The 23775-nt window shown below is 72.8% G+C and carries 20 protein-coding genes; 15 read left to right on the top strand and 5 right to left on the bottom strand.

The features are described from left to right. Positions 1-96: 96 nt before the first annotated feature. Complete coding sequence (locus ACF08B_RS31255) at positions 97-1470, bottom strand: diaminopimelate decarboxylase (protein WP_392320502.1); 1374 nt, start codon at positions 1468-1470, stop codon at positions 97-99. A gap of 138 nt (positions 1471-1608) precedes the next feature. Between ACF08B_RS31255 and hutU the strand changes: the two genes are divergently transcribed. From hutU to hutI, 4 genes are read left to right on the top strand one after another with little or no spacing between them, the layout of a single operon-like run. Then, complete coding sequence (gene hutU / locus ACF08B_RS31250) at positions 1609-3273, top strand: urocanate hydratase (protein WP_392320501.1); 1665 nt, start codon at positions 1609-1611, stop codon at positions 3271-3273. Then, complete coding sequence (locus ACF08B_RS31245) at positions 3270-4487, top strand: allantoate amidohydrolase (protein WP_392320500.1); 1218 nt, start codon at positions 3270-3272, stop codon at positions 4485-4487. Before hutU ends, ACF08B_RS31245 begins: the two co-directional genes overlap by 4 nt. Next, the gene (locus ACF08B_RS31240; protein ID WP_392320499.1) at positions 4484-5821 is read left to right on the top strand and encodes a formimidoylglutamate deiminase; all 1338 of its coding nucleotides are present in this window, start codon (positions 4484-4486) and stop codon (positions 5819-5821) included. Before ACF08B_RS31245 ends, ACF08B_RS31240 begins: the two co-directional genes overlap by 4 nt. Before the next feature lie 38 nt (positions 5822-5859). Then, complete coding sequence (hutI, locus tag ACF08B_RS31235; protein ID WP_392320498.1) at positions 5860-7035, top strand: imidazolonepropionase; 1176 nt, start codon at positions 5860-5862, stop codon at positions 7033-7035. Positions 7036-7087: 52 nt separating this feature from the next. Here the strand turns inward: hutI and ACF08B_RS31230 are convergent, their stop codons facing one another. Together ACF08B_RS31230 and ACF08B_RS31225 are read right to left on the bottom strand one after the other, a co-directional pair. Continuing rightward, positions 7088-8647, bottom strand: a complete 1560-nt coding sequence (locus ACF08B_RS31230) for a ricin-type beta-trefoil lectin domain protein (protein ID WP_392320497.1) — start codon at positions 8645-8647, stop codon at positions 7088-7090. Positions 8648-8896: 249 nt separating this feature from the next. Next, complete coding sequence (locus ACF08B_RS31225) at positions 8897-9793, bottom strand: RNA polymerase sigma factor SigF (protein WP_093477088.1); 897 nt, start codon at positions 9791-9793, stop codon at positions 8897-8899. 246 nt (positions 9794-10039) lie between these two features. Here ACF08B_RS31225 and ACF08B_RS31220 point away from each other — a divergent pair, with 246 nt between their 5' ends. From ACF08B_RS31220 to ACF08B_RS31195, 6 genes are all read left to right on the top strand, one after another. Next, positions 10040-10417: an STAS domain-containing protein gene (locus ACF08B_RS31220; protein ID WP_059251093.1), complete on the top strand. Its 378-nt coding sequence runs from the start codon at positions 10040-10042 to the stop codon at positions 10415-10417. Between the two features lie 320 nt (positions 10418-10737). Continuing rightward, positions 10738-11307, top strand: a complete 570-nt coding sequence (locus tag ACF08B_RS31215) for an ATP-binding protein (protein ID WP_392320496.1) — start codon at positions 10738-10740, stop codon at positions 11305-11307. A gap of 469 nt (positions 11308-11776) precedes the next feature. Further along, on the top strand, positions 11777-12487 hold the full coding sequence (locus tag ACF08B_RS31210; protein WP_392320495.1) for an LPXTG cell wall anchor domain-containing protein: 711 nt from the start codon (positions 11777-11779) through the stop codon (positions 12485-12487). Positions 12488-12547: 60 nt separating this feature from the next. Next, entirely contained in the window at positions 12548-13483 is a 936-nt protein-coding gene (locus tag ACF08B_RS31205) for a hypothetical protein (RefSeq protein ID WP_392320494.1), read from the top strand. Between the two features lie 14 nt (positions 13484-13497). Beyond that, positions 13498-14607, top strand: coding sequence for a hypothetical protein (locus tag ACF08B_RS31200; RefSeq protein WP_392320581.1), 1110 nt, complete (start codon positions 13498-13500; stop codon positions 14605-14607). Positions 14608-14609: 2 nt separating this feature from the next. Next, positions 14610-15917 (top strand): hypothetical protein, encoded by a 1308-nt coding sequence (locus tag ACF08B_RS31195; RefSeq protein WP_392320580.1) that lies wholly within the window; start codon positions 14610-14612, stop codon positions 15915-15917. Between the two features lie 118 nt (positions 15918-16035). On the opposite strand, the gene ACF08B_RS31190 is transcribed toward ACF08B_RS31195, so the two are convergent. Beyond that, entirely contained in the window at positions 16036-17541 is a 1506-nt protein-coding gene (locus ACF08B_RS31190) for an oligopeptide:H+ symporter (RefSeq protein ID WP_093477098.1), read from the bottom strand. Positions 17542-18035: 494 nt separating this feature from the next. Here ACF08B_RS31190 and ACF08B_RS31185 point away from each other — a divergent pair, with 494 nt between their 5' ends. Both ACF08B_RS31185 and ACF08B_RS31180 read left to right on the top strand, forming a co-directional pair. After that, positions 18036-18713 carry a response regulator transcription factor gene (locus ACF08B_RS31185; protein WP_020940464.1) on the top strand — a complete coding sequence of 226 codons (678 nt, stop codon included), beginning with the start codon at positions 18036-18038 and terminating at the stop codon, positions 18711-18713. 47 nt (positions 18714-18760) lie between these two features. Then, positions 18761-20032: an ATP-binding protein gene (locus ACF08B_RS31180; RefSeq protein ID WP_392320493.1), complete on the top strand. Its 1272-nt coding sequence runs from the start codon at positions 18761-18763 to the stop codon at positions 20030-20032. 161 nt (positions 20033-20193) lie between these two features. Here the strand turns inward: ACF08B_RS31180 and ACF08B_RS31175 are convergent, their stop codons facing one another. Next, the gene (locus tag ACF08B_RS31175; protein WP_392320492.1) at positions 20194-20721 is read right to left on the bottom strand and encodes a GtrA family protein; all 528 of its coding nucleotides are present in this window, start codon (positions 20719-20721) and stop codon (positions 20194-20196) included. Positions 20722-20904: 183 nt separating this feature from the next. On the opposite strand from ACF08B_RS31175, the gene ACF08B_RS31170 reads away from it, so the two are divergent. Genes ACF08B_RS31170 through ACF08B_RS31160 form a run of 3 tightly spaced genes read left to right on the top strand, consistent with a single transcriptional unit; the run spans position 20905 to position 23764 of the window. Further along, entirely contained in the window at positions 20905-22044 is a 1140-nt protein-coding gene (locus ACF08B_RS31170; protein WP_392320491.1) for a 5-(carboxyamino)imidazole ribonucleotide synthase, read from the top strand. Further along, positions 22041-22562: a 5-(carboxyamino)imidazole ribonucleotide mutase gene (gene purE / locus ACF08B_RS31165; RefSeq protein WP_392320490.1), complete on the top strand. Its 522-nt coding sequence runs from the start codon at positions 22041-22043 to the stop codon at positions 22560-22562. Before ACF08B_RS31170 ends, purE begins: the two co-directional genes overlap by 4 nt. Before the next feature lie 5 nt (positions 22563-22567). Continuing rightward, entirely contained in the window at positions 22568-23764 is a 1197-nt protein-coding gene (locus tag ACF08B_RS31160; protein WP_392320489.1) for a dipeptidase, read from the top strand. The last annotated feature ends 11 nt before the right edge of the window (positions 23765-23775 follow it).

Here is a 23775-nt window from a genome sequence, read left to right as displayed (position 1 = left end):
TTTTCCAGTGGAACGTGCATCCGGCGTACTAGAGTGGTTCAACTGGCGTGTGTTTCACGCCACTTGGCCCATTTGTTCGAAGGCGGCCGGGACGTGTCAACGGCGCTCGGGTGACCCCAGGGTGGTGAGTGCCGCCGCGTGCGCCCCTCCGGACTCCGCCACGACCTCCGGCACCGTCTGCGGTTCCCGGACGGTCGCGAAGGCGACGCCGCCCGATCCGTCCGGCGCGAAACCGTAGATGCCCGGGCGGGCCAGGGAGTTGTAAGCGTAGTGGTGCGCGAAGTAGTACGCACCGGTATCGAGCGCCGCCGCGTAGTCGCCCTGCTCCAGGAGGGGCAGCGCCCGCCCCTCGGCCAGCAGGTCGCCCGAGAAGCAGGCGGGCCCGGCCACGTCCTGCACCACCTCCGGACCCGGCTTGGGGCGCCCCTTGGCGTCGTACGCGGCGATCCGCAGCGGCCAGGCCCCCGGCGCGTACACCGTCCGCGTCGCCACCTGCACGCCCGCGTGCGTCACGGCGATCCGCCGGCCGCCCGCGCTCTTGGCGTACTCGACCCGCGCCACCACCGTCCCGTGCTTGGCCAGCAGTGACCGCCCGAACTCGGTCACCAGCCCGTAGCGCCCGTCGAACAGCCCCGGCACCTCCTCCCTCAGCAGCCGCGCGAACCGCGCGTACGTCGGTGCCGCCGCCTCGGAGGCGAAGTTCACCGGCAGCCCGCCGCCGATGTCGAGGGTGTCGATCTGGTGCCGTCCCGCGCGGGCGTTGATCTCCTCCGCGAGCGCGAAGGTCTCCGCCGTGCCCCGCGCCATCAGGGACAGCGGGATGCCCTGCGAGCCCGTGTGCGCGTGCAGCCGGGTCAGCCAGGGCCGCTCCAGGTACGCCCGTACGACCCACTCGCGCGCGCCCTCGTCGCGCAGCGCCACCCCGAACTTGGACGTCTCCGTCGCCGTGGACGTCGCCCCGATCGTGCCGCCGCCGATCTGCGGGTTGACCCGGAGGCCGAGCGGGGACCGGCTCGGCGCCGACCCCGTCAGGGCGTCGATCCGCGCCAGCTCCTGCGGGTTGTCGGCGTTGACGGCGATGCCCAGCGCCAGTGCCTCGCGCAGCTCCGCCGGGGTCTTGGCGGGCGAGTCCAGCACCGTCCGCTCGGCGGGCACCCCGGCGGCCCTGGCCAGCGCCAGCTCACCGGGGCTCGCCACCTCGGCGCCGATGCCGGCCTCGTGCAGCAGCCGCAGTACCGGCACCAGGGGGGTGGCCTTCACCGCGAAGGCGTGCAGCACGCGCGTCCCGGGCGCCGACACCGCGTCGAACGCGGCGCGCAGCGCGGCCGCCGACTCCCGGATGCCGGTGACGTCCAGCAGTCCCACCACGGCCGCGTCCGGTCCGAGCAGACCCCGCTCGATCGCCGCCCGCACCGCTTCGTCCCGCCGGCCGGCACGCTCCTCGGCCTCGCTCTGGATCTCCCGCTCCACGGCTGCCCCGTCCTGTCTCGGATACCGGTGCTTCCAGCCAAACACTCCCCGCGCGCCGACGGGGCCGCCCCGATGTATTGACTAGTTCTATTCAGGACGTCAGGATGTGAATAGACGTAGGAACAGAGGAGGCAGACGATGTCGGGACCCCGCCCCGTTCGAGCACCGCGCGGCACGGAACTGAGCACCCTGGGATGGCAGCAGGAAGCCGCCCTGCGGATGCTGCAGAACAACCTCGACCCCGAGGTCGCCGAGCACCCCGACAAGCTCGTCGTCTACGGCGGCACCGGCAAGGCCGCCCGTGACTGGCGCTCCTTCGACGCGATGGTCCGCACCCTGCGCACCCTCAAGCAGGACGAGACCATGCTGGTCCAGTCCGGCCGCCCGGTCGGCGTGATGCAGACCCACGAGTGGGCCCCGCGCGTCCTCATCGCCAACTCCAACCTCGTCGGCGACTGGGCCAACTGGGAGGAGTTCCGCCGCCTGGAGGCCCTCGGTCTGACCATGTACGGCCAGATGACCGCCGGCTCCTGGATCTACATCGGCACCCAGGGCATCCTCCAGGGCACCTACGAGACCTTCGCCGCCGTCGCCGCGAAGAAGTTCGGCGGCACCCTGGCCGGCACCATCACCCTCACCGCCGGCCTCGGCGGCATGGGCGGCGCCCAGCCCCTCGCCGTGACGATGAACGACGGCGTCGCGATCTGCATCGACTGCGACCCTCGCGCCATCGAGCGCCGCATCGAGCACCGGTACCTCGACGTCAGGGCCGACAGCCTCGACCACGCGCTCCAGCTCGCCACCGAGGCCCGCGACCAGCGCAAGCCGCTGTCCATCGGCGTCCTCGGCAACGCGGCCGAGCTCGTCCCGCAGCTGCTCGCGATGAACGCCCCCATCGACATCGTCACCGACCAGACCTCCGCCCACGACCCGCTGGCCTACCTGCCCGTCGGCGTCGGCTTCGAGGACATGGCCGACGCCGCCGCCAAGGACCCGGCCGGCTTCACCACCCGGGCCCGGGAGTCCATGGCGAAGCACGTCGAGGCCATGGTCGGCTTCATGGACGCCGGCGCCGAGGTCTTCGACTACGGCAACTCCATCCGCGGCGAGGCCCAGCTGGCCGGATACGACCGCGCCTTCGCCTTCCCCGGCTTCGTGCCCGCGTACATCCGCCCCCTCTTCTGCGAGGGCAAGGGCCCCTTCCGCTGGGCCGCCCTGTCCGGCGACGCGGCCGACATCGCCAAGACCGACAAGGCGCTCCTGGAGCTGTTCCCCGAGAACGAGTCCCTCGCCCGCTGGATCAAGATGGCCGGCGAGCGCGTCCACTTCCAGGGCCTGCCCGCCCGCATCTGCTGGCTCGGCTACGGCGAGCGCGACAAGGCCGGCGAGCGCTTCAACGACATGGTCGCCTCCGGTGAGCTGGCCGCCCCGCTGGCCATCGGCCGCGACCACCTCGACTGCGGCTCCGTCGCCTCCCCGTACCGCGAGACCGAGGCCATGCTCGACGGCTCCGACGCGATCGCCGACTGGCCGCTGCTCAACGCCATGGTCAACGTGGCCTCCGGCGCCTCCTGGGTCTCCATCCACCACGGCGGCGGCGTCGGCATGGGCCGCTCCATCCACGCCGGCCAGGTGACGGTGGCCGACGGTACGAAGCTGGGCGGCGAGAAGATCCGGCGCGTCCTCACCAACGACCCCGGCATGGGCGTCATCCGGCACGTGGACGCCGGATACGACATCGCCGAGTCCGTCGCGGGCGAGCGGGGGGTCCGGGTGCCGATGCGTGAGGGTGACCAGGCGTGACCTTCCACAGCATGTGGGCGGAGCTGCTGCCGATCGGCCGCAGCCCCGCCTCCGGCGGCTACCGCCGCTACGCCTGGACCGGGGCCGACGCCGAGTGCCGGGTCTGGTTCAAGGAGCAGGCGGAGGCCCGCGGACTCGGCTACGAGGTCGACCGCAACGGCAACCAGTGGGCCTGGCTCGGGGACCCGTCGGCCGGGGACGCCGTCGTCACCGGATCGCACCTGGACTCGGTGCCCGACGGCGGTGCCTTCGACGGACCGCTCGGCGTGGTGTCGTCCTTCGCCGCCCTCGACGAACTGCGCGGCAGGAACGCGCGGTTCACCAAGCCCCTCGCCATCGTCAACTTCGGTGACGAGGAGGGGGCCCGCTTCGGACTCGCCTGCGTCGGCTCCCGGCTCACCGCCGGACAGCTGACGGTCGAGGCCGCGCACCGGCTCACCGACGGCGACGGCGTGACGCTGCCGCGGGCCATGGAGGCCGCCGGATACGACCCCGAGGCCATCGGGCCCGACCCCGAGCGGCTCGGCCGGATCGGCGCCTTCGTCGAGCTGCACGTCGAACAGGGCCGCGCACTCGACCTGTCCGGCGACCGGGTGGGCATCGCCAGCGCCATCTGGCCGCACGGCCGCTGGCGGTTCGACTTCCGGGGCGAGGCCAACCACGCCGGCACCACCCGGCTAGCCGACCGCCGCGACCCGATGCTGTCCTACGCCGAGACCGTCCTCGCCGCCCGCCGGGAGGCCGAACTCGCCGGTGCCGTCGCCACCTTCGGCAAGATCGCCGTCCAACCCAACGGCGTCAACGCGATCCCCTCGCTGGTGCGCGGCTGGCTCGACTCCCGCGCCGCCGACCAGGAGACCCTGGACACGGTCGTCGGCGGGATCGAGAAGGCGGCCCGCGCGTACGCCGACGCCCACGGCATCGACCTCGACGTCGTCCGGGAGTCCTTCACGCCGGTCGTCGAGTTCGACCACGCGCTGCGCGACGAACTCGGCCGCATCCTCGGCAAGGACAGCGGTCTGACCGTGCCCGTCCTCGGGACCGGCGCCGGACACGACGCGGGAATCCTCTCCGGGAGCATCCCGACCGCCATGCTGTTCGTACGCAACCCCACCGGTGTCTCGCACTCCCCGGCGGAGTCCGCGGCCGAGGACGACTGCGTGGCCGGGGTGCGCGCACTCGCCGACGTACTGGAAGGGCTGGCCTGCACGTGACGACACGGACGTACTGGCTGGAGCACGCCTGGCTCGACACCCACGTCGAGCCGGGCGTCGCGGTGGACGTCGCGGACGGCCGGATCACCGCCGTCCGGACCGGCACGCCCACTCCGCCGCCCGGCGCCGAGATCCTGCGCGGCCTGACCCTGCCCGGTCTGGCCAACGCCCACTCCCACGCCTTCCACCGGGCGCTGCGCGGCACCGTCCAGGTCGGCTCCGGGACCTTCTGGACCTGGCGCGAGGTGATGTACTCCGTCGCCGACCACCTGACCCCGGACACCTACCACGCCCTCGCCCGCGCGGTGTACGCCGAGATGGCGCTGGCCGGCATCACCTGCGTCGGCGAGTTCCACTACGTGCACCACGCGCCCGGCGGCACCCCCTACGCCGACCCCAACGCCATGGGCGAGGCGCTGATCGCGGGCGCCGCCGAGGCCGGCATCCGCATCACCCTCCTCGACACCTGCTACCTGTCCGCAGGCTTCGGCGAACCGCCCAACGGCCACCAGCTGCGCTTCTCCGACGGCAGCGCGGAGGCCTGGGCCGAACGCTGTGCGGGGCTCAAGGAACGGGACCACGCGCGGATCGGGGCGGCCGTCCACTCCGTACGGGCCGTGCCCGCCGGGCAGCTGGCGACCGTGGCCCGGTGGGCGGAGGACCGGCGGGCACCGCTGCACGTGCACCTGTCGGAGCAGACCGCCGAGAACGACGCCTGCCTCGCCGCGCACGGCCGCACCCCCACCCGGCTGCTCGCCGACCACGGCGTCCTCGGACCGCGTACCACCGGCGTGCACAACACCCACCTCACCGACGAGGACATCGCCCTCCTCGGCGACTCGGGCACCGGCACCTGCATGTGCCCGACGACCGAGCGCGACCTGGCCGACGGCATCGGACCGGCCGCCGCCCTGCAGCGCGCGGGTTCCCCGCTCTCCCTCGGCTCCGACAGCCACGCCGTCATCGACCTGCTCGAAGAGGCGCGCGCGATGGAGCTGAACGAGCGGCTGCGCACCCGCACCCGCGGCCACTGGACCGCCGCCGCCCTGCTCCGCGCGGCCTCGGCGGACGGTCACGCGGCCCTCGGCTGGACGGACGCGGGCACCCTGGCACCCGGGGCGCTCGCCGACTTCACGACCGTCGCCCTGGACTCCGTCCGGACGGCGGGACCGCTGCCGCGACTGGGCGCCGAGACGGCCGTGTTCGCGGCGACCGCGGCGGACGTCCGGCACACCGTCGTGGGCGGCCGCCATGTCGTACGGCACGGTGTCCACACCCTGGTGCGGGACGTACCGTCCGCACTGGCGGACGCCGTCGAAGCCCTGCGCGGCTGACCCCCGCCGACCCCCGACCGGCCACCCCCGAGGACACCATGAGCAGCAGCACCGTCATCACCAACATCGCCACGCTGGTCACCAACGATCCCTCCCTGGGGGACGGTTCCCCCCTGGGCCTGATCCAGGACGCGGCCGTCGTCGTCGACGGCGACCGTGTCGTGTGGACCGGTGAATCCGGCAAGGCGCCCGCCACCGACACCATGGTCGACGCGGCCGGCCGGGCGGTGCTGCCGGGATTCGTGGACTCCCACTCGCACCTGGTCTTCGCCGGCGACCGCACCCAGGAGTTCAACGCCCGCATGTCCGGCCGCTCCTACACCGCGGGCGGCATCCGCACCACGGTCGCGGCCACCCGCGCCGCGACCGACGCGGAACTGGAGGCGAACCTCACCCACTACCTGGCCGAGGCGCTCCGCCAGGGCACCACCACCTTCGAGACCAAGTCGGGCTACGGCCTCACCGTCGAGGACGAGGCCCGCGCCCTGCGCATCGCGGCCCGGCACACCGACGAGGTGACCTACCTCGGCGCCCACATCGTCTCCCCCGACTTCGCCGACGACCCGGCGGCCTACGTCGCCCTGGTCACCGGGGAGATGCTGGACGCCTGCGCGCCGCACGCCCGCTGGATCGACGTGTTCTGCGAGAAGGGCGCCTTCGACGGCGACCAGGCCCGCGCGATCCTCACCGCGGGCAAGGCGAAGGGCCTGCACCCGCGGGTCCACGCCAACCAGCTCTCCTACGGCCCCGGCGTGCAGCTGGCCGTCGAGCTGGACGCGGCCAGCGCCGACCACTGCACCCACCTGACGGACGCGGACGTCGACGCCCTCGCGAGCGGCCGTACGGTGGCGACCCTGCTGCCCGGCGCCGAGTTCTCCACCCGCGCCGAGTGGCCGGACGCGCGCCGCCTGCTGGACGCGGGGGTCACGGTCGCCCTGTCCACGGACTGCAACCCGGGATCGTCCTTCACGTCCTCCGTGCCCTTCTGCATCGCGCTGGCCGTGCGCGACATGCGGATGACCCCGGACGAGGCGGTCTGGTCGGCGACGGCGGGCGGCGCCGCCGCCCTGCGCCGCACGGACATCGGCCGCCTCACCCCCGGCGCGTACGCCGACCTGGCCTTCCTGGACGCCCCGAGCCATGTCCACCTGGCCTACCGGCCGGGCGTCCCGCTGGTCCGCGAGGTGTGGCGGCGCGGCGTCCGGGTGGCCTGAGCGCCCGGGCCGGGACCGGGTTCAGGCCGGCCCCGGCCCCCGGCGCGGGCGGTCAGGCGGCCCCGGCCCGCCACCGCTGTTCCCGGCTGCCGTCCAGAGTGCTCAGGGCGACCCCGTACCGGCCGTACGGGGTCACCGCCGTCTCGATGGCGATGGCCGGGCGGATCGTGCCGTCGCCGTCGACGGTGAAGCGCAGGTTGTCGCCGTTCCCGCCGTACACCGAGTCGCACTCCCAGATGCCGACGCCCCGCTCCACCGAGCCCCGGCTGTCCAGGCAGAAGTCGTCGTCGGCCGCCGAGCGGAGCACGCCCAGGTAGGGGTCGACGCGCCAGCGCTGGGTGCGGGAGCCGGAGCAGTCGGCGGTGATCACGTCGTTGCCCTTGTAGAAATCGCCGTCGCGGATGTCCAGGCAGCGGCCCGTGGCGAGGTCGACCACCTGGGCGGGGGAGGTGCCCGGCGGCGCGGGCGGGGGAGTCGGGCTGGGCTTCGGCCGGCGCGGCGGGGACGGCGTCGGCGTCGGGCGGTGGGTGGCCGGGCTCGGCGACGGTGACGCGGAGGTGGCCGACGGGGACGGTGGCGGGGAGGCCGCCGAGCGGCTCGGGGTCACCGAGACCGTCGCGGTCACCGTGACCGGGGGCGGCGCGGGCGTCGCCGCCGTCAGCTGCCGGCCGGAGCCGTCCGCCGGGGTGAGCAGGAACACGAGCAGCGGGGTGAGGGCCACACCGAGGGCCGCCGAGGCCAGCAGGACCCGGTTCCGGGGCGGCCAGGACGCCTTCGGACCGGCGGGGTCCGCGAGCGCCGCCGCCACCCCCGCCGGCTCCTCCGCGCGGACGTACGCCGTTCCGCGCCACGGCAGCAGGCCCTCCGCGAGTGTCTGCCGGGGGGCGTCCCGCAGGGCCCGCAGGTCCTCGTAGGCGCCCGTGCAGTGCGGGCAGTGCGCCATGTGGGCGGCCAGATCGGGGCTGCGGCGCGGACCGTCCGGCCGTACCGCCTCCTCGATGAGCCGGCGGAAGTCCGGGCAGCGCGAGTCGTCGGAGGCGGCCAGGCGATGGCGCAGACAGGCCTGGGCCAGGGCCTTGAGGGCCTGCGGGGCGCTGTGGGCCACGTCGGGGCGGCTCAGCCCGAGGAGGGCGGCGGTGCGCTCCTCGCTCTCCTCCTCCAGGACGCCGTACCAGAGCAGTCCCTGGGTGCGGGACGGCAGCGACTGGAAGGCGGGCAGCAGGGGCGGGACGGGGCCGTCGGGCAGCCCGGCCGCGTTCAGCACCAGCAGCAGGCCCGGATCGACGCCCGTGGAGCGCTCGTCGCGCGCCCAGCCGGCCGCGATCTGGGCGGTCAGCAGCAGCAGCCGGTGGCGCAGGGGGAGGGTCGGCTCGATGCCGCGGGCCACCTCGCGGGCGGCCGTGGTGAAGGCCTCCGACGCCAGCCTGCGGGCCGCCGACTCGCTCGCGGCGCACAGCCGGGCGTAGCCCAGCACCGCCGGGAGGTGCCGTCGCCGGAGCTCCTGCAGCGCGGGGTACGCCGTCGGCGTGGGGGAGCGCAGCAGCTCGGTCAACCGTGCGTCCGGCGCGTCCTCGTGTCCCCCGCCCGCCTCGGCCCGGTCCCCCTGAGCCATCGTTCCGCCTCCTCGCGTCACCGGGCGGCCGCGCCGTTGCGGCCCCGGCCCGGCGTACCAGCCGGTAGGGGGCCCCATAGTGGTGGAGGTGACGGACCGTGGAAAGAGGTTTCCGGCGGTAACCGCATAACGGTTGGGACGGTGGGTACCGGCCAGCCGGGGACGTGGGCCGCCGCGCACACCGAAGCGGCCCGGCACGGACGGCCGGACCGCTTCAGGGCTTCGGCGGCGGGGGGAGGTGCCCCGGGATCATTCCTCGACGGTCAGCGCCTTGCGCAGCCGCACGAGCGTGCGCGACAGCAGCCGGGAGACGTGCATCTGGGAGATGCCGAGTTCCTCGCCGATCTCGGACTGGGTCATGTTCGCCACGAACCGCAGGGAGAGGATCTTCCGGTCGCGCGACGGGAGTTCGGCGATCAGCGGCTTGAGGGACTCGATGTACTCGATGCCCTCGAGACCGTGGTCCTCGTAGCCGATGCGGTCCGCCAGGGCGCCCTCGGTCTCGTCCTCCTCGGGCTGGGCGTCCAGCGAGGAGGCGGTGTAGGCGTTCGAGGCGGCCATGCCCTCGACGACCTGGTCGTTGGTGATGCCGAGGCGCTCGGCGAGTTCCGCGACCGTGGGGGCGCGGTCCAGCTTCTGCGCCAGCTCGTCCCCGGCCTTGGCGAGGTCGAGCCGCAGCTCCTGGAGCCGGCGCGGGACGCGCACGGACCATGAGGTGTCCCGGAAGAAGCGCTTGATCTCGCCGATGATCGTCGGCATCGCGAAGGTGGGGAACTCCACACCGCGCGAGAGTTCGAAGCGGTCGATCGCCTTGATCAGGCCGATGGTGCCGACCTGGATGATGTCCTCCATCGGCTCGCTGCGGGAGCGGAACCGGGAGGCGGCGAACTTGACCAGCGCGAGGTTGAGCTCGACGAGGGTGTTGCGGACGTACGAATATTCGTGCGTCCCCTCCTCCAGCGACTCGAGGCGCTCGAAGAGGGTCTTGGAAAGGGCCCGCGCGTCGACCGGGCCGATCTCGTCGTACCGAGGGATCTCCGGGAGTCCCTCGAGGAGATCGAGAGGATCGATGGCATGATCCAGTTGTTCCGGTGGGGGTGTCGACGTCGCGAGCGGGGTATGCGATTCGTCGAGCCGGGGTGACATGGGTGTCCTCCATCGTTCTCGGCATAAGGCAGCCGAAGCCAGAACGTGCACTGCGGTGTGCGGCGCCTCCGAAGCCGGCGTGTTGGTCTACGTGTCCTTACTAGCCCTACCCGCTTCCCCGAGTTGGTCGCAAGTGCGTTCTGTCCATATATGTCCGTTTGTGTGCGGATGTTCGGGTGTCGGAGTCCGCAGGGAAGGCGTAATGTTCGAGGGCATCAGCAGCCACGACCTCGGGAGAGAGACGGCATGGACCACGGGACGGTCGGCAGCGCACAGTCGGGCCGGCTTCTGGTGGAGGTGCGGGAAGAGGGCTCCAGCGCCGTTGTGACACCGGCCGGCGAGCTTGACCACCACACCGCCGATCTTTTGCGTGAGCCCCTCGACGACCTTCTGGCCAAGGGCTTCTCGCGGCTTGTGGTCGACTGTTCACGCCTGGAGTTCTGCGACTCCACAGGGCTGAACGTCCTGCTCGGGGCGCGCCTGAAGGCAGAAGCCGCGGGGGGTGGAGTCCACCTGGCGGGAATGCTGCCGGTGGTCGCACGCGTGTTTGAGATCACAGGGGCCGAGGCGGTCTTCACCGTCCACGACTCCGTGGAGGCGGCCCTGGCCGACGGCGCGGACTGAGCGGGTGTCCCGGCCCTGCCGGACGGCGCTCGTTTCTGTGACGTTGCGCCTGTCACGCCGAAGACGGGGGTGTTCCGCCGGATCCGTCGGGCAGGAGAGGGCAGGAGGAGGCAGGAGACATCCTGCCGACCGCCCGCCGCCGGACCGACCCGGTACCGGTGGACGACCTGGAAGGCGATCCCGGACGGGACATGTGTGCGACGGACGGGCCGACAAGGGACGTCGCACGGACGGTGGGCGTACGACGGATCGACCGGCCGGCACGCAGTGGTGCCGGGCTTTTGAATTGTGAACTGGTGAATCGGTGAGGTGAAGCGCTGATGAGCACCACCCGGCCTTACTCGCCGGGCGACCGCGGCCCGGAGCCGAGCGGCGCTTCCGGGGCGTCCGAGGGGGATGCGCCGGCTGTCGGCGCAGCCACGGGGGCAGCCGCGCCGTCCGTGCCGTCGGTGCCGTCCGGTGGCACCCCGGGGACACGGGGCCGGCAGGTCCGCAGACTCGTCCTGGAGGGGGAGAGCGGCGTCGTCCCGCTCGCCCGCGATTTCACCCGCCAGGCGCTGTACGCGTGGGGCTGGCTGCCCGCCGACACCGCCGACCAGCGGGCCGCGGCCGAGGACGTGCTGCTCGTCGTCTCCGAGCTGGTGACGAACGCCTGCCTGCACGCCGAGGGTCCCGACGAGCTGTTCCTCGCCTGCGACAACAAGGTCATCCGGCTGGAGGTCTCCGACCGCGGCACCGGCCAGCCGTCCCCGCGCACCCCGCACCGTGCCGGCCGCCCCGGCGGCCACGGCATGTTCATCGTGCAGCGGCTGTGCCTGGACTGGGGCGTCGTCCGCGCCCCCGGCCGCCCCGGCAAGACGGTGTGGGCGGAGCTGGGCGCTCCGGCGTAGGCACGGCCGGGCGCGTCCTGGCAGCGGCGCAGGCGCGGCCCGGCGACCCGGACGGCCCGCGCGCGTCTCGGAGTGCTCCCTGGGTGAGGGATGAGCGCCGTCTGCCTGTGCCCGCCTGTTCGCGTCCCGGTGCGAGGGCCGGCCGCTGCCGTTCCCGCGCGCCTCGTGGTCGAGGCCCCGCCGGTCCCACCCAGGCTCCGGCGCGCCCTGTGCCCGTGGACGAGGGGCCGGCCCGCACTCGTTCCGGCTTGCGGCCTGAAGCCCCCGGCGAGGGTCCGGCGTCTTCGGGCGGGCGGCACCGGCGCGCCCCGCGGGTCCCCGTCTCCACTCCGGCATCTCCGCGCGCGCCGGATCGCCACAACTCCGGCCTGTGACGCGTCTTCCTTCCTCACGACCCCGGGCGTACCTTGACGGCCGAATCTGATATGCCGTCAGGTACCTCGTCGTGAATGAATGGGGTGGACCGATCGTGTCGTACCCGAAGCGAACCGCCGCGCTCGCGTCCGCCGCGGCCCTGGCCGGCTCGGTGGTGCTGCTGGCCGCCCCGGCCGCCCACGCCGACGTCGTCGACGTCAACTACCGCTGCCAGACACCGATCGGCGTCAAGAGCGCCGTCTCGCCCATCGACATCAAGGGCGTCCGCAGCGGCGGCGGCTACAAGATCACCATGTCCTGGCAGAAGGGCGTCTCCTCCAGCCCGGTGGAGCTGGGCAAAGGGGCGATGACCCCGAGCGCGACCATCAGGCTGGGCGGTGCGGACAGCGGCACGCTCGCGGTCAGCGGCCCCGCCAACGCGGCCGCCATCCCCGCCAACACCCCCATCAAGATCAGCGACTTGAGCGGCACCTACACGCCGAGGAAGACCGGCAAGGTCACCTTCACGGCGGCCACGCTCACGATCAAGGCGCTCGGTACGACGACGACCTGCGCGCCCACCAACGGTCCGAAGCCGTCGCTGACCCTGGACGTCACGGCGGCGGGCGGCTCGTCCTCCGGCGGCTCCTCCTCGTCCTCGGGAGGCTCGTCCTCGGGCGGTTCCTCCTCCGGCGGACAGCTCCCGCAGACCGGCCCCGCGGATTCGGCCGTCGCGCTCGGCACGCTGGGCGGAACGGTCCTCCTGGCCGGCGCGGCGGGCGCGCTGTGGCTGACCCGGCGCGGTCAGACCGCCGCGCGCCGCTGAATCCCCGACCCGACCGCCCGGCCCACGCCTGCCCTCGGCCCACGACCGCCGGAGCCGCCCATGCCGTCCGCCACCCGCGCCCCGCGCCGCCGCCGGCGCCTGCACCGGGCCGCCGTGTCCGCGGCCCTGTGCCCGGTCGCGCTGCTGGGTGCGGCGCACGGGGCCGCCGCCGACACCTGGTCCGTGGCGCCCACGGGCGCCGGCCGGCCGTTCCTCTACGCGGAAGGGCCGCCCGGAGCCGTCCTCCAGGACACGGTGTCCGTCACCAATCCCGGGCGGACGCCCGTCGTCGTACGGCTGACCGGCACCGGTGTCCGGACCGCCTTCGCGGACGGGCGGGTACGCGTCCCCGCCCGTACCCGCGCCGACGTGCCCTTCACGGTGACCGTCCCGGCCGGGGCCGAGCCCGGCGACCTGTCCGGCACGGTCGTCGCCCGTGATGCCGGTGGCCGGACGGCGACCGTGCGGCTACGGCTGCGCGTCGCCGGCCCCGCGCTCGCCGCGCTGACCGTCGAGCACCTGTCCGTGGGCGCCGACCGGATCACCTACGAGCTGGTCAACCGCGGTACGACCGTCCTCGTGCCGAGGCTCGCGGTGCGCGCGGACGGCGTCCTCGGCCGGGTCCTGGACCGCCCGCCGCGCGACCTGCCCGTCCGCCTGCGCCCGGGCACGCGCCTGAAGCTCACCGAGCCCTGGCCGGAGCGGCCCGCGGTCGACTCGGTCGACGTACGGCTGACGGTCACGGCCGCCGGCGGAGCGCACGACACGGCGACCGCGTCCGCGCGCTTCGTGCCGTGGACCGTACCGGCGGGAGCGGCCGCCGCGCTGGCCGCGGGCGTGGTGCTCGCCGTACGGCGGCGGGGGAGCCGTACGGCCGCCGACGGCCGTGCGCCGGGCCGGGGCGGGGGCGGCCCGGCGTCCGGTGGCGCCCGTGACTCCGGCGCGGACGAAGAGGTGCCCGAGGGCGTCGAGTCGACGGGAGGACCGGTGAGGTGAGCGGCACCGTACGGATGATCCGGCTGTCCGTGTGGGCGGCCGTGCTGGCGCTGCTCGTCCTGGCCCTCGCCGGGCCCGTGACCGCCGCCGACCGGCCGGCCGTGCAGTTGTCGGCGTCGCAGGCCGGCACCGGCGGTTCGGTCACCGTCACGGGCACCGGATGGCGCCCGCACACCCTGCTGATGCTGCTGGTGTGCGGGCGGGCCACACCGTCCCGGGGCGTCGTCGGCGGCACCAACTCCTGCGCCAACGGCGACGGCCGGGCCGTGACCACCGACGCGCGGGGCGCCTTCCGCCGGAAACTCCCCGTCGCCGAACCACCCGTGCCCTGCCCCTGCGTGGTCCACGTGGCCACCGTCACCGGCACGACGGCCGAGACGGACGCGGTCCTCCGGGTCGCCGGACACCCCGTCGCCCCGCTGCCCGCCCAGCGTTCCGGCGGCCGCCTCGCGGTGCTGTCCGACACCCGGCTGACCGGTTCGGGCTCGCTGCTGACCTGGTTCGGGGCCCCGCCGGGCCGCACCCTGGTCCTCACCGTCGGCAACACCGGCACCAGTCCGATCCGGGACCCGGTCTTCCAGGTCGGCACCGCGCACGGGGTCTTCGCCCCGCAGTGGGACGACCAGCAGTGGCGCGGCACCCTCGGACCCGGGAAGAAGGCGCGGATCGAACTGCCGGTCGAGCTGTCCGCCGGGGCGTACGGCGACTACACGGTGACCCTGAAGTACGACGGCCGGGTCCTCGCCGAGCAGCCGTGGGGCGTGGGCCGCCCGTGGGGCGTGACGCTGTTCTGGCTGCTGCTCTGCGTGGTCGTCCCGGCCGCCCTGTTCCGCGCCGGGATGGCCGTGGTGGACCGGGTACGACCGCGCCGCCCGGGCGGTGACCGCCACCGGCGGCCGTCCCGGCCCGCCCTGCGACCGCCGGGCGCCGCGCGGCTGCCGGGCACCCGGCGGCTTCCGGGCGGGGGCGGCCGGGCGCGGGAGACCGCACCGCCCCCGACGACTCCGACCCTGCCGTGGTTCGGCCCGGGCTCCGTTCCGGGCGGCCCGGCCGGCCGGCTCTCCGCACCGCACGACGACAGCCCGACGAGTCCTACGACTCCCACCACGAAGGGACCCACGTGAGCATGCGAAGGAGAGGCACACCGGTCGGCGCGCGCAGGCCGGCCGCGGCGGGCGCCGCGCTGGTGCTGGGCGGTGCGGGAGTCCTGCTGGGCCTGGCGGCGGTGCCCGCGCAGGCGGCGCAGGTGTCGTTCGCCACCCACTGCGTGCCGCCCGCGGGCATCGACCCCGTCGACGGCACCACCAAGGTCGAGATCACCGCGCCCGCCACCGCGAAGGTCGGCGACACGGTGGACATCGTGTGGAAGTTCGCCCAGGCCGCCTCGAAGAACCCCGACATCATCGACCTGCCCGCGAACTCGGTCCAGCCGTCCGGTGTGCTGAAGGCGGCCGGCGCGCAGACCGCGGACATCGCGATGAGGGGCCCGCGGGAGAACCCGGCGATCCCCAAGGGCGGCGCCATGGTGCTGTCCGACATGAAGGGCAGCCTGAAGCTGACGACGGCCGGCGAGGTGACGCTGACCCCGGACGCGTACACGGTGAACGCGATGTCCACGGACACCGAATGCTCGCCGAAGGAGACCGTGCAGAAGGCGGCGACGATCCAGGTCACCGCGGGCGGCGGCGGGACCTCCACGGCGACGCCCACCAAGTCGGGCACGCCGACCGGGTCGGCGACACCCACGAAGACCGCGACCGCCACCCCGACGGCGACCGGCGGCACCGGGCAGACCGACTTCACCGGCAAGGAGGTGCAGATCCCGTACGCCTGCAAGACCCCGATCGGCGACAAGGACGCGACCTCGCCGGTGCAGATCAACGCCAAGAAGAACGGCGGGAGCTACGACCTCACCGTGCAGTTCAAGAAGTCGGTCATGGACAGCCCCGCCGACATCCCCAAGGACTCCGTGAAGCCGTCCATGGAGGTCGTGCTCGGCGGGGCCGACAAGGGGACGGTCCACGTGGAGGGCCCGGCGAACGCGAACCCGATCAAGTCCGGCGACCCGATCGAGATACCCGACCTCACCGGCACCTACAAGCCCGGCGCGGACGGCACCTCGACCCTGTCCCCGGGTGTCCTCACGGTCAAGGCGCTCGGTACGACCACCACGTGCACGCCGAAGAAGACGGAGGTCTCGCTCACCCTGGACACCGCCCAGCAGCCGGGCGGCGCCGCGGGCGGCACGTCGACCTCGGGAGGCGGTGTCGCGGGCGGCGGCAGCGGTGACAGCGGCGACAGCGGTTCGGGCGGTCTCGCCGAGACCGGTTCGAGCGACCACGGCGGACTGAAGGCCCTGGGCCTGGTCGCGGGCACGGCGATCCTGCTGGGCGCAGCGGTCTTCACCTTCATGCCCCGCCGCGGAACCCGCTAGCCGCGGCGCGGGCCCACACGGGTGACCGGTGGTGGGCCGGCGCACCGGTGCCGCGTACGCCGAAGGGCCGCCGCATCCCCAGGGATGCGGCGGCCCTTCGCCGATCAGGTCCGGGCGGTCAGCGCACGTCGCCCATCAGGGCGTTGACCTTCCGGCGGTACATCCAGACCGCGAAACCGGCGACCACGGCGAGCGCGGCCTCCAGGCCGACGAAGCCCATCCGGTCGAGGTTGACCCCGCCGACGGCCGGGTTCGACAGCAGCGCGGTGATCGAGTCGCCCGCGGTGACCGCGAGGAACCAGACGCCCATCATCTGCGAGGCGTACTTCTTCGGCGCCATCTTCGTCGTCACCGACAGGCCCACCGGCGACAGCGTCAGCTCACCGACGGTCTGCACGAAGTAGATCGCGACCAGCCACATCGCCGCGGCCTTGTGACCGCCCTCGGCGATCGACAGCGGGGCGAGGAAGAGGAAGAAGGACGCACCGACCAGCACCAGGCCGGACGAGAACTTCACGATCGTGCTCGGCTCCTTGCCGCGGCGGTTCAGCCACAGCCACAGCCAGGCGAACACCGGCGCCAGCGCCATGATCATGACGGGGTTGACCGACTGGTACCAGGAGACCGGGAACTCCCAGCCGAAGACCGAGTTCTCGGCCTTGCCCTCGGCGAACAGCGACAGGGTCGAGCCACCCTGGTCGTAGATCATCCAGAAGACGGCCGCGGCCACGAAGAACCAGACGTAGGCCGACACCTTCGACTTCTCGGCGGCGTCCAGGTCCTTGTCCCGGCGGATACGGGCGATCACCAGTATCGGGACGATCAGACCGATGAGGGTGAGCGGGATCAGCGCCCAGTTCAGCGTGAAGTGACCGGAGAAGCCGACGGTGGCGTAGAAGACCGCGGCGATGCCCAGCCAGATCAGGCCCTTGCGCAGCGTGGCGGCCTTCTCGGCGGCGGACAGCGGCGTCGGGACGACGCTGGACTTCTCGCTCAGGTGGCGGCCGCCGAGCAGGTACTGGGCGAGGCCCAGCGCCATGCCGAGCGCGGCCAGCGCGAAGCCGATGTGCCAGTTGACGTTCTCGCCGACGGTGCCGATGACCAGCGGAGCGGCGAAGGCGCCCAGGTTGATGCCGATGTAGAACAGCGTGAAGCCACCGTCACGGCGCGGGTCGTCGGCGCCCTTGTACAGGTGGCCGACCATCGTGGAGATGTTGGCCTTCAGCAGACCCGAGCCGATGGCGACGAGACCGAGGCCCACGAAGAAGCTGGCCGAGACCGGCAGAGCCAGGCACAGGTGGCCGAGCATGATGATCAGACCGGAGACGGCCACCGTCTTGCGGGGACCGAGGACGCGGTCCGCGAACCAGCCGCCGGGAAGGGCGAGCAGGTACACGAGCGACACGTACACCGAGTAGATCGCGGTCGCCGTGCCCGCGTTCAGGTGCAGGCCGCTCGGGGCGACCAGGTACAGCGGGAGCAGGGCCCTCATGCCGTAGTAGGAGAAGCGCTCCCACATCTCGGTCATGAAGAGAGTGGCCAGTCCGCGGGGGTGGCCGAAGAAGGTCTTCTCGGAGCCGGGGGTGCCCGGGCGGACCGAGTCCTTCGTCAGGCTGGACGCCATGGTCGTTCCTTGCTGGTCGGGACGCGCGGTGGAGCGTTGCGCGCCCGGTGGGGGTGTCGGCCGGCACCGGCGGGGTCGGTCGTCCACCCCCACGCCCGGGGGGAGTCCGCTGCCGGATCACGGAGCGGTGGACGGCGACCACCGGGATCCACGCCCCGGGACGCGTCGCTGCGCCCGGAGCCCGGCCAGAGGTCATTCCTGTTGAGGCTGATCTTGATCAGCCCGCACACAAAAGAGACCCTCAGCGTCAAGTGCTCGCCAAAGGTCCCCGGTGTGCTAGAGGCGTTCACGTCACTCTACGTCAGGACACTGCCGGATATGGAAGGACTTGAGACGCGGATCACAGGTGTCGGAGGAACCGCGGGTCACGTTTCGAAGGTCCCTTCTACGATCGCATCCCCAGGTCAATGGTTCGTACCAGTGCGCCGCAAAGGTAAGAATCCCTGGAAGCGATCACACCCCAGCACCGCGCACGGGCGGTCTACCATCACCTCATGACCCGTGTACTGCTCGCCGAGGACGACGCGTCCATCTCGGAGCCGCTGGCCCGCGCCCTGCGCCGCGAAGGTTACGAGGTCGAGGTGCGCGAGGACGGCCCCACCGCACTCGACGCCGGCATGCAGGGCGGTGTCGACCTGGTCGTGCTGGACCTGGGCCTGCCCGGGATGGACGGCCTGGAGGTGGCCCGCCGGCTGCGTGCCGACGGCCACACCGTGCCGATCCTCATCCTCACCGCGCGCGCCGACGAGGTGGACACCGTCGTCGGCCTGGACGCGGGCGCCGACGACTACGTGACCAAGCCCTTCCGGCTCGCCGAACTGCTCGCCCGGGTGCGGGCGCTGCTCCGGCGCGGTGCCGCCGAGCCGCAGCAGCCGCCGGCCACCCACGGTGTGCGGATCGACGTCGAGTCGCACCGGGCGTGGATGGGCGACGAGGAGCTGCAGCTCACGGCGAAGGAGTTCGACCTGCTGCGCGTGCTGGTGCGGGACGCCGGCCGGGTCGTCACGCGCGACCAGCTGATGCGCGAGGTCTGGGACACCACGTGGTGGTCGTCGACGAAGACCCTCGACATGCACATCTCCTGGCTGCGCAAGAAGCTCGGGGACGACGCGGCGAACCCCCGGTACATCGCGACCGTGCGCGGCGTCGGCTTCCGTTTCGAGAAGAGCTGAGAGAGCTGAGAGAGCCGCGCCCTCAGGGCCTGCTCGGGTAACAGGACATGCGCCGACGTCTCATCCAGTCCACCCTCGCCGTCGTTCTCGTGGTGATCGCCGTCTTCGGCCTCTCCCTGGTGATCGTCGAGACCCGGACGATCAGCAACAGCGCCCAGGAACGGGTGGAGTCCGAGGCGCTGCGGCTGGCGAGCATCATCGACAGCCGGGTGCTGGCCGAGGAGAAGGTCAACGCGAACGTCCTGCGCAATCCGGTCGGCAAGGACCAGTACGTGCTGATCACCATGCCCGGCAAGGCGCCGATCGAGATCGGCACCAAGCCGCAGGGCGACGTCATCCACTCCACGCAGCACGGCGAGGAGGGCGAGACGGTCACCGTGCAGGAGCCGCGCTCCTCGGTGACCCGTGAGGTCGGCCGGACCCTGCTGATCATCGGGCTGGTGGCGCTGCTGGCGGTGGTCGCGGCCGTGCTGCTCGCCGTACGGCAGGCCAACCGGCTCGCCTCCCCGCTGACCGACCTCGCCGAGACCGCCGAACGCCTCGGCTCCGGGGACCCGCGCCCGCGGCACAAGCGCTACGGCGTCCCCGAGCTGGACCGGGTCGCCGATGTGCTGGACTCCTCGGCCGAGCGGATCGGGCGCATGCTGACCGCCGAGCGGCGGCTCGCGGCCGACGCCTCCCACCAGCTGCGCACGCCGTTGACCGCGCTGTCCATGCGGCTGGAGGAGATCACCCTCACCGACGACCCGGACACGGTGAAGGAGGAGGCGAACGTCGCGCTCACGCAGGTCGAGCGGCTGACGGACGTCGTGGAGCGGCTGCTCACGAACTCCCGCGATCCGCGTACCGGCTCCGCCGTCACCTTCGACCTGGACGAGGTCATCCAGCAGCAGCTCGCCGAGTGGCGACCCGCCTACCGCTCGGTGGGCCGGGCCATCGTGAGCTCCGGCAAGCGGCACCTCCAGGCCGTCGGCACGCCGGGCGCGGTCGCCCAGGTGCTGGCCGCGCTGATCGAGAACTCGCTGATGCACGGAGGCGGCACGGTCGCCCTGCGCACCCGGGTCACCGGCAACCAGGCCGTCATCGAGATCACCGACGAGGGTCCCGGCGTGCCGGCCGACCTGGGGGCGCGGATCTTCGAGCGCACGATCAGCGGCCGCAACTCCACGGGCATCGGTCTCGCCGTCGCCCGCGACCTCGCGGAGGCCGACGGTGGCCGCCTCGAACTCCTCCAGGCCCAGCCCCCGGTCTTCGGCCTCTTCCTCTCCCGAACCCCCCCGACCCGCAAACCGGACGAGCCCCACCCGACGGTCCGCTAGCCCGGGCCCGACCGAACGGAGGGCACGCGGGCCGGCTGTCCTCGGGCCGGCGGGCGGCCCGGCGCAGGCTGCGGATCCGTTGCGCGGGAATGAGTCGCCGGTTCCCGGTATGCCGGCTCACTGGTCGTGCGGCCCGCTCCACCCCCGGAGGGGTCGGTGCCCTACGGGACCCGCTGCTTCGGGCCCTGGCGCTTCTGGGGCTGCTGCTTGTTCGGGGCGGCCGGGTGCTTCGCCTCCGCCGCCAGGATCGACTCGGCCTCGCGGGCCGGCAGGGCCCGGAAGACCCAGGTGCGGTACGACCAGAAGCGGAACAGGGTGGCGACGCCGATGCCGACGAACTTGAAGATGTTGCTCTGCAGCGGGCTGTCCCAGCCGAAGCCGTAGGTCGCCAGGTAGAGCACGCCGTTCTCGATCACCAGGCCCACGGCGCTGAACAGCAGGAACAGCGTGAGTTCCTTGGTGCGCCCGCCCTTGTCGCGGTCCCGGTACGTCCAGTAACGGAAGCCGACGTAGTTGAAGGCGATCGCCACGACGGTCGCGATGATGCTGGCGCGCACCACCGGCAGGTCGGAGACGTGCCGGACCAGGTTGAACACGCCGAGATTCACAAGGACCCCGGCGCCGCCGACGGCGCCGAACTTGGCCACCTCGCGTACGAGCCGTTGCAGCCCCGAGGAACGAGGTTCCATGGCTGTGCAGCTCCCGTCCGTAGGTTTCACCAACCTGGCCATGCTATCCAGCCGGACCCGCCCACGCCTGTGGACCCGGCCACGGCAGGGAAACGGGTTGGAAAGAGACGGGAAAGCGCTGGGTAAGAGGCTGTGCGAGGGACGCGATCGGGGCACCCCCGGCGTGGCCGATACGCTAGGGGTGTGACGTTCCCGGTAGTCGGCATGGTCGGCGGGGGGCAGCTCGCGCGTATGACGCACGAAGCGGGCATCCCGTTGGGCATCAGGTTCAAGCTCCTCAGTGACACCCCTCAGGATTCCGCGGCGCAGGTCGTGAGCGAAGTCGTCGTCGGCGACTATCGCGATCTCGACACGCTGCGCGAGTTCGCGCGCGGTTGCGACGTGATCACCTTCGATCACGAACATGTACCCACCGAGCACCTCAGGGCCCTGGAGGCGGACGGCATCCCCGTGCGCCCCGGGCCCGACGCCCTGGTGCACGCCCAGGACAAGGGGGTGATGCGCGCCAGGCTCGACGCGATCGGCGTCCCGTGCCCACGGCACCGGATCGTCGCCGATCCGCAGGACGTCGCCGCCTTCGCGGCGGAGGGCGACGGCTTCCCGGTCGTCCTCAAGACCGTCCGCGGCGGCTACGACGGCAAGGGCGTGTGGGTCGTCGACTCCGTCGAGGAGGCCGCCGACCCGTTCCGGGCGGGCGTCCCCGTCCTCGCCGAGGAGAAGGTCGACTACGTCCGCGAGCTGGCCGCCAACGTCGTACGCTCCCCGCACGGCCAGGCCGTCGCCTACCCGGTGGTCGAGTCCCAGCAGGTGAACGGCGTGTGCGACACGGTCGTGGCCCCCGCGCCCGGCCTGGACGAGGGCCTGGCCCTGCAGGCCGAGCGGATGGCGCTGAGCATCGCCAAGGAGCTGGGCGTCGTCGGGCACCTCGCCGTCGAGCTGTTCCAGACCCGCGACGGCCGCATCCTCGTCAACGAGCTCGCCATGCGCCCGCACAACTCCGGGCACTGGACCATGGACGGCGCGATCACCTCGCAGTTCGCCAACCATGTGCGCGCGGTCCTCGACCTGCCGCTCGGCGACCCGCGCCCCCGCGCCCCGTGGACGGTGATGGTCAACGTGCTCGGGGGTGACTACCCGGACATGTACTCCGCCTACTTGCACTGCATGGCACGCGACCCCAAGCTCAAGATCCACATGTACGGCAAGGACGTGAAGCCCGGCCGCAAGGTCGGACACGTCAACACCTACGGCGACGACCTGGACGACGTGCTGGAGCGCGCCCGTCACGCAGCCGGCTACCTGAGAGGCACCATCACCGAATGAGCCCCGTTGTTGGCATCGTCATGGGGTCGGACTCCGACTGGCCCGTCATGGAGGCCGCCGCCAAGGCCCTCGACGAGTTCGAGATCGCCTACGAGGTCGACGTCGTCTCCGCGCACCGCATGCCCCGCGAGATGATCGCGTACGGCGAGCAGGCCGCCGACCGCGGTCTGAAGGTGATCATCGCCGGTGCGGGCGGCGCCGCCCATCTGCCGGGCATGCTCGCCTCCGTGACGCCGCTGCCCGTCATCGGCGTCCCGGTGCCGCTGAAGTACCTCGACGGCATGGACTCCCTGCTGTCGATCGTGCAGATGCCGGCCGGTGTCCCGGTCGCCACCGTCTCCGTCGCCGGCGCCCGCAACGCCGGTCTGCTCGCGGCCCGGATGCTCGCCGCGCACGACGAGGACCTGCTGCACAAGATGCGTGACTTCCTGCAGGACCTCAACGACCAGGCCACCGAGAAGGGCAAGCGGCTGCGGTCCAAGGTCGAGGGCGCGAGCGGCTTCGGCTTCGGGAAGTGACGCGCATGACCTCCTCGGCCTCGCTGGACGCGGCCCGTGCGCTGCTGCGCGAGTTCCCGGTCGTCGACGGACACAACGACCTGCCGTGGGCGCTGCGCAAGCAGGCCCGCTACGACCTCGACGCCCTGGACATCGGCGGCCACCAGCACGACCGCCTGCACACCGACATCCCGCGGCTGCGCGAGGGCGGCGTCGGCGCGCAGTACTGGTCGGTGTACGTGCCGTGCGAGCAGCCGGCGCCGGTCGCGGCGACGCTGGAGCAGATCGACTGCGTCCGGCAGATGCTGGCCCGCTACCCCGCCGACCTGGCGCCCGCGCTGACCGCCGGGGACATGGAGGCGGCGCGCCGGGACGGCCGTATCGCCTCCCTGATGGGGGCCGAGGGCGGTCACTCCATCGCCAACTCCCTCGGCACGCTGCGCGGGCTGTACGAGCTCGGGGTGCGGTACATGACGCTCACCCACAACTTCAACGTGGACTGGGCGGACTCGGCGACCGACGAGCCGAAGGCGGGCGGTCTCACCGCGTTCGGCCGTGAGGTCGTCCGGGAGATGAACCGGCTCGGCATGCTCGTCGACCTCTCGCACGTGGCGGCGACGACCATGCGGGACGCGCTGGACGCCAGTTCCGCGCCAGTGGTCTTCTCGCACTCCTCCTCGCGCGCGGTGTGCGACCACCCGCGCAACATCCCCGACGACGTGCTGGAGCGGCTGTCCGCCAACGGCGGCGTGGCGATGGTGACGTTCGTGCCGAAGTTCGTCCTCCAGGCGGCCGTGGACTGGACCGCCGCGGCCGACGAGAACATGCGCGCGCACGGCCTGCACCACCTGGACACCAGCCCCGAGGCGATGAAGATCCACCGGGAGTTCGAGGAGCGCACCCCGCGGCCGGTCGCCACGGTGTCCACCGTCGCGGACCACCTGGACCACATGCGCGAGGTGGCCGGCATCGACCATCTGGGCATCGGCGGCGACTACGACGGCACGGCGTTCACCCCGGACGGCCTGAACGACGTCTCCGGTTACCCGAACCTGCTCGCCGAGCTGCTGGACCGCGGCTGGTCCACGGCCGACCTGGCCAAGCTGACCTGGAAGAACGCGGTGCGGATGCTCGGCGCGGCCGAGGACGTGGCGCGCGGCCTCCGGGCGACGCGCGCGGCGTCCAACGCCACGATCGAGTCGCTCGACGGCGCCGAGGGCTGAGCGCCGAGGGC

The sequence above is a fragment of the Streptomyces sp. NPDC015139 genome (assembly GCF_043079785.1).
GTDB classification, from domain to species: domain Bacteria; phylum Actinomycetota; class Actinomycetes; order Streptomycetales; family Streptomycetaceae; genus Streptomyces; species Streptomyces albidocamelliae.
The sequence above is the reverse complement of the archived record's forward strand: the minus strand, read 5'-3'. Positions and strand labels throughout refer to the sequence as shown.

Excerpts from the sequence above, each read along its gene's own strand:
- hutU (WP_392320501.1), top strand. The coding sequence starts at position 1,609 with ATGTCGGGACCCCGCCCCGTTCGAGCACCGCGCGGCACGGAACTGAGC.
- hutI (WP_392320498.1), top strand. The coding sequence starts at position 5,860 with ATGAGCAGCAGCACCGTCATCACCAACATCGCCACGCTGGTCACCAAC.
- ACF08B_RS31230 (WP_392320497.1), bottom strand. The coding sequence starts at position 8,647 with ATGGCTCAGGGGGACCGGGCCGAGGCGGGCGGGGGACACGAGGACGCG.
- ACF08B_RS31225 (WP_093477088.1), bottom strand. The coding sequence starts at position 9,793 with ATGTCACCCCGGCTCGACGAATCGCATACCCCGCTCGCGACGTCGACA.
- ACF08B_RS31220 (WP_059251093.1), top strand. The coding sequence starts at position 10,040 with ATGGACCACGGGACGGTCGGCAGCGCACAGTCGGGCCGGCTTCTGGTG.
- ACF08B_RS31215 (WP_392320496.1), top strand. The coding sequence starts at position 10,738 with ATGAGCACCACCCGGCCTTACTCGCCGGGCGACCGCGGCCCGGAGCCG.
- ACF08B_RS31205 (WP_392320494.1), top strand. The coding sequence starts at position 12,548 with ATGCCGTCCGCCACCCGCGCCCCGCGCCGCCGCCGGCGCCTGCACCGG.
- ACF08B_RS31200 (WP_392320581.1), top strand. The coding sequence starts at position 13,498 with ATGATCCGGCTGTCCGTGTGGGCGGCCGTGCTGGCGCTGCTCGTCCTG.
- ACF08B_RS31195 (WP_392320580.1), top strand. The coding sequence starts at position 14,610 with ATGCGAAGGAGAGGCACACCGGTCGGCGCGCGCAGGCCGGCCGCGGCG.
- ACF08B_RS31190 (WP_093477098.1), bottom strand. The coding sequence starts at position 17,541 with ATGGCGTCCAGCCTGACGAAGGACTCGGTCCGCCCGGGCACCCCCGGC.
- ACF08B_RS31185 (WP_020940464.1), top strand. The coding sequence starts at position 18,036 with ATGACCCGTGTACTGCTCGCCGAGGACGACGCGTCCATCTCGGAGCCG.
- ACF08B_RS31180 (WP_392320493.1), top strand. The coding sequence starts at position 18,761 with ATGCGCCGACGTCTCATCCAGTCCACCCTCGCCGTCGTTCTCGTGGTG.
- ACF08B_RS31175 (WP_392320492.1), bottom strand. The coding sequence starts at position 20,721 with ATGGAACCTCGTTCCTCGGGGCTGCAACGGCTCGTACGCGAGGTGGCC.
- purE (WP_392320490.1), top strand. The coding sequence starts at position 22,041 with ATGAGCCCCGTTGTTGGCATCGTCATGGGGTCGGACTCCGACTGGCCC.
- ACF08B_RS31160 (WP_392320489.1), top strand. The coding sequence starts at position 22,568 with ATGACCTCCTCGGCCTCGCTGGACGCGGCCCGTGCGCTGCTGCGCGAG.